Origin of the sequence: uncultured Nostoc sp. (assembly GCF_964245445.1) — a bacterium.
Classification (GTDB): domain Bacteria; phylum Cyanobacteriota; class Cyanobacteriia; order Cyanobacteriales; family Nostocaceae; genus Nostoc.
Genome location: NZ_CAXTNE010000054.1, coordinates 1 through 5,160 on the forward strand (window position 1 = coordinate 1; position 5,160 = coordinate 5,160).

The window sequence follows — 5,160 nt, forward strand, 5'->3', positions numbered from 1 at the left end:
ATTGATATTGACATCGCCACCTTGCCCGTTTGCTTTTGGTTGCACCTGATTAGCAATTTGACTCCCATTATCAAGACTAATTGCTCCAGTTGCATTAACTTCAATATTTCCCGCCTTACTATTATCAGAACCCAGTCCACTATTTATTCCTGCTAACAGTCTACTCTTTCCTGTCATCTCTAAATTCCGAGCATTAACCGCGATACTACCACCATCACCAGCAGTAACTCTTACTCTCGCGCCATTGCTCAGAAAAACATTACTTCTTTCTACATTATTGGGAAAACTCAAGCTCAGATTATTACCATCCCCATTCAACCCAACTGTTCCTGCACCTGCTAACCCACCTAACTCAACTCGCCCACCATAAGCAAACAATCTTCCACCATCCATTTTGATATCACCGCCTACCAACAGCAAACTATTGCCATTTGGTACGCCCAAATTAACTGAGTTATTTTCGATAGATGTGGTTTTGATTTGATTAAATAGTAAAGCGGAAGGATTGACCGTCAGCAGGGATGAAGAACTTTCTGGATTTGTAGCACTAAAAAAACCTTGATTACCAAATGCGATCGCATTAGCTGTCGTCCCTACAAAAGAACCACCAATATCCAGCCTCGCACCTCGACCAAAAATAATTCCGTTAGGATTAATCAAAAACAGATTGGCTGTGCCATTAGCGCCAATTATCCCATCAATCTTAGAGACTGACCCACCCGTTACCCGACTGATAATATTCTGAATATTCGGAGCATTATTAAACAAAGCAGCGCCGTTAGGAGGAACAGAAAACTCCCGAAAGCTGTGGAACAAGTTGCCACCTGCCTGGGTTCCTCCATCAATGATGCTGTTGTTCCCTTCTAATTTGACACTAGAGTTATTAGGCAAAGTGCCATCGGGGATAATTTGGGCAAAAGCGCAATTTGTACTCCAAATGCTTGAACCACATATTGCAATTCCGATAAACCAGCCCCAACGAATACTTGTCTTGGACATTGCACCTCTCTAAGCAAACAGCAGTTGCTAAACTTTTGGTTATGTCACACCACTAATGTGGGTTTACAGTGATTGCAGTCACGTCTGGATAATTCTCAGTTGCGATTGCCTTAGTTTTACGCAAAACTGGCTAATTTCTTTACATAAATTTATAGACCATAATTCATCAGTCGATGCAATGGCATTGTCTGCCGAAACAATCGCATTGTTAGTCGATACAATGGCATTGTCAGTCGATACAATGGCATTGTCAGTCGATACAATGGCATTGCAAGTCGATACAATGGCATTGCAAGTCGATACAATGGCATTGCAAGTCGATACAATGGCATTGTCAGTCGAAACAATCGCATTGTCAGCCGATGCAATGGCATTGTCAGTCGAAACAATGGCATTGTTGGTTGATGCGATCGCATCTGCGTAAGTAAATGGACAAAAAGTTAACTCCAACTCCTAGCCTGAATCCCACCAATTGAAGTGGTGATGGCTCAAAGCCAATTACCCAAAAGAACATAGGGGGCCCAAAACCTGGGACGTTTGTATTTGGGATTTTGCAAAAGAGCTAGCTGGGCGCGACGGAGTACTTCAGCTTTAGTCAGGTTTTTGTTGCCTAACTCTTGGTAAAATTGACTCATCAACACAGCAGTAGACTCATCATCCAAGTTCCACAAAGAAGCGATCGTACTGCGTGCTCCTGCCTGAAAAGCAACACCAGCAATTCCTAGTGCAGCTTGTTCGTCCCCAGCAGCTGTTTGACAGGCACTAAGAATAAGCAATTCAATCGCTTCGGGTCTATTTTGCTCTAGTGTTCGCACTAACTCATTTAACTTTTTCACATAAATACGCTCATTCCAAGCGACAATAAATGTCTCTTCAGCCTTAGAGCTAAACTGACCATGAGTTGCAAGATGAACAATAGGGAAAGGTAGAGAATTAATCCGGTTTTGCAAAGTTTTGCTGGTAAATTCTTGATTTAGAAGGATGCTACTAGGGACTTGAGAGCGAATTTCTTCTAATTCGAGTTTGACGTTGGGTAGTGCAGAAAATCCCGAACTTGCTTCACTCAATCCTGCGACTATTGCCTTTAATTTCTTCTCTAATGGTTTGGGTTCAATCAGTTGCAGACTGGGGGTGAGTGCAATGTTATACTTCTCAACTAGATATTGTTTGCCATCGTAGAGAGATGCCATCGGAATATTTCGCAACCAGCCATCCAGCACAAACACCAAAGTAGGAATTTTACTTTCAGCTAAGGCAGCTTCAGCAGGTTGAATCAACCATTTGTAAACCTTCTGGGATAAAGATTGAACTTGTCGGAGCGTGTGTGGTTTGGGTAGATTTTCCTGTAGTTGCGCTAAAGTAGTTTCCACTTCCTTTTTAACTACAGGGGTAGTGTAGTGCAACCAACGCTGTTGAGGCAACTCAACAATCACCTCTAATCGGTCTGGTAAAATAAATGGATAAATAATTGCTGCCGTTGGATCTTTTTTAGGATTACGGATTTGAGCATTCAAACAGTTGTTGCGAAAGAAGTTTTCTAGTTCTGCTATTTGGAGTAATTCGATTGTATTGCTGGCTTTTGCAAGATTTTCTGAGCTAAGTTGAGAGTTATCCTGAGATTGCAAAAGTAAATCCACTAACTGTCGATAAACTGGTTCAACTTCTTCTCGAAAGGAAAATTTCACCGCAGAATTGACAGCAACTAAATCACTGCGGAGCGCTTGGAGATTATTAACTGCTTCTGTGTAAGCTGCTACTGCTCCTTTTATATCTCCCTTAGCTTTAAGCAAACGTCCCAGTTGCCATTGCCATTGATAGCCAATGTCTTTAGCATCGATATCTTGAGCGATGAGCAAGGCTTGTTGGGTGAGGTTTTGGGCATCAGTCCACTGTTGAGTTTGTTCATACACTTGCCCTAAAACACCAACAGCATAGGATTCTGTGCGTCTATCTTGCAAACTTTTTGCTTGCTCAATAGCAGTTGGCAGTAATTGGGCAATGTCCAACCATGAGGGAGTGTCTGCGGCAGTTTTTTTTCGGAATTGCATTAGACTTTGGGCAAAGTTAATGCGGACAGAAATTGCTGTCCGACTAAGGGGTAAGTCGTTAAGCTGAGTTTTAATTTGGGAGGACAATGTTTGGAAAGCTGACAATTGATCAGTTTTCAGCAGTAGTCTTAGTTGATTGGCTTGAGCTTGGATGCGTGTAGTGGGTGAGGTTGCAGTTTTGATAGTCTGTTGATAATATTTTATCGCTGTTTGCGTGTCCTGCTGAACACGAGCTGTATTACCTAGACTGAGGAGAATATCAGCGATCGCTTCCTGATCTGGCAATGATGAAGCTAATTCTAGACTTTGCTGCAATATCTGCCGAGATGTTTCTAAATCACCAGTGACTTGCACGACATTGCCGAGACTATGCAAAGCTGCGACTTTAACAGGTGAGTTGGGTTGACTTTGAAGAATCTGGGTACTTTCTCTTAATGTCTTCTCGGCTTGCCGATAAAATCCTAAAGCTTGCAAAGCTTGCGCTTGGTTAATCCGATTTTGAAGAACCGCCCTTTTATTGCCGATTTTGGCATAAATGTCAAGTGATACTCGCCAAGTATCCAGGGCATCTTCAGCTTTGCTTTGAGCCAATTGCAGGCGACCTTTGATATCTAGGACTTGGGCTAGAATTTGCGAGGAGTCTTTGGTATCTATATTTTTAGCAACTCGTAATAAGTTGAGACTTTGAGCGATCGCAGTTTCTGCCTCTGACCATTGTCCTAATTGCTGATAAGCTAATGAGAGATTACCCAGTGCGATCGCTTGCCTCAGTTCATCTTCATTAGCTTTGAATGCAGAGATAGACTGTTGCCAAGAAGTAGCAGCTTCAGCAAACCGTTCAGCTTCATAAGATTTACTGCCCTGTTCCAGCAAACTTTGGGCATAGGACAACTTTTGAACAATGGAGTTTTCCGCAGTTACATGTGCGAAGGTAGGGGGCAACAATCCCGCGCCTAAGAACATAGCCAAAAGCAGCAGTACACTTAAAAAGCGTTTGATTTTCCGTAATCTAAATTTTTTTATTGCCATGTTTTTGTCCCCACTTGCACCGCGTTTCTACTAAAAATAGACAGTGTTAAGTTACTCAACCTCCCTGGTGTTGATTAAATACACGACAATCGGCTGTCCTCTGCCAGGAAGAATGAGGCGTGACGGTGGGTGCAGAGCTAGTGAGAATTACATCGCCATTAGCAGCAATTACCCAACCAGTAGCTTCTACTATGCGATCTGGTGTTGGATTAATAGGATTTGTGGAAACTGCTGGAGTAGAGAGTTTACCTACTTTTGGGTTGAGAGTCACCAAATCTACCTGCACTGCATCAGTGCTGAGGGCTTCACCCGGATTAGGTGGTAAGCCGCCGCGTCCAGTAATTGTAAAACTGCTCTTAACTACAGCGCTACCTGCGGTACAGCCCTGTGCTACTCGGGTATCAACTGGTACGGTTGGCAAGTTGACTAAGCCACTGTTGGGGTCTACATCAGGTGTGTTAATTTCTACAGTGCCGTTTACACCAAACTGAGAGCTGGCAGTGATGTCACTCAAAGAAGTTGGATTAGAGCGGGGCTGGATACCAAAAATACCCTTAGCTGTAATATCAACCCTGCCACCTCTACCTGTGAAGGCATTGGCGCTAATGTCGCTATCTTCACCAGGAACGGCAACAATGAAGCCGTTGGGGATATTAACTTTGATATTTCCGCCATCTCCGCCCTGCTGTCGAGTACCCGCAGTAGTAGAAATTTCACTGTTTTGACGCATCAGCAGTAAGTCTGCAACACTCAGCGTTAGATTGCCACCATTACCAGAGAAAGTTTGTGCGCTAATCGCTCCATTGTTGAGTTCCACAGATTTAGCAGTGATTTCGAGGTTGCCTGCTACTCCTGTTGCTAGACTGCTGACTGTAACTTCTGCACCGTCAGATATCAGTAATTGCTGTGTATTGATTCTCATATCTCCTGCCTTTCCCGTCCCTTGAGTTTGAGCAGACAAGACGCTAGCAGACTGACCATCAACTGAGGTACCAATCACTTGTATTGTTTTAGAAGCATTGATATTTAAACTTCCTCCCTCGCCTGCACCAAGGGTACTAGCATCAACCTGTCCTCCATTAAG

Annotated in this window: 3 protein-coding genes and 1 pseudogene; all 4 read right to left on the reverse strand. The window is 43.3% G+C overall.

The features are described from left to right. The coding region (locus tag ACFE90_RS12090) for a filamentous hemagglutinin N-terminal domain-containing protein (protein WP_375500754.1) at window positions 1-999 on the reverse strand (999 nt) is incomplete at its 3' end. Between the two features lie 78 nt (window positions 1,000-1,077). Next, the gene (locus ACFE90_RS12095; RefSeq protein ID WP_375500756.1) at window positions 1,078-1,449 is read right to left on the reverse strand and encodes a hypothetical protein; all 372 of its coding nucleotides are present in this window, start codon (window positions 1,447-1,449) and stop codon (window positions 1,078-1,080) included. A gap of 38 nt (window positions 1,450-1,487) precedes the next feature. Next, window positions 1,488-4,076 (reverse strand): CHAT domain-containing protein, encoded by a 2,589-nt coding sequence (locus ACFE90_RS12100; protein ID WP_375500758.1) that lies wholly within the window; start codon window positions 4,074-4,076, stop codon window positions 1,488-1,490. 55 nt (window positions 4,077-4,131) lie between these two features. After that, a pseudogene (locus ACFE90_RS12105) lies at window positions 4,132-5,160 on the reverse strand (filamentous hemagglutinin); the annotation flags it as partial.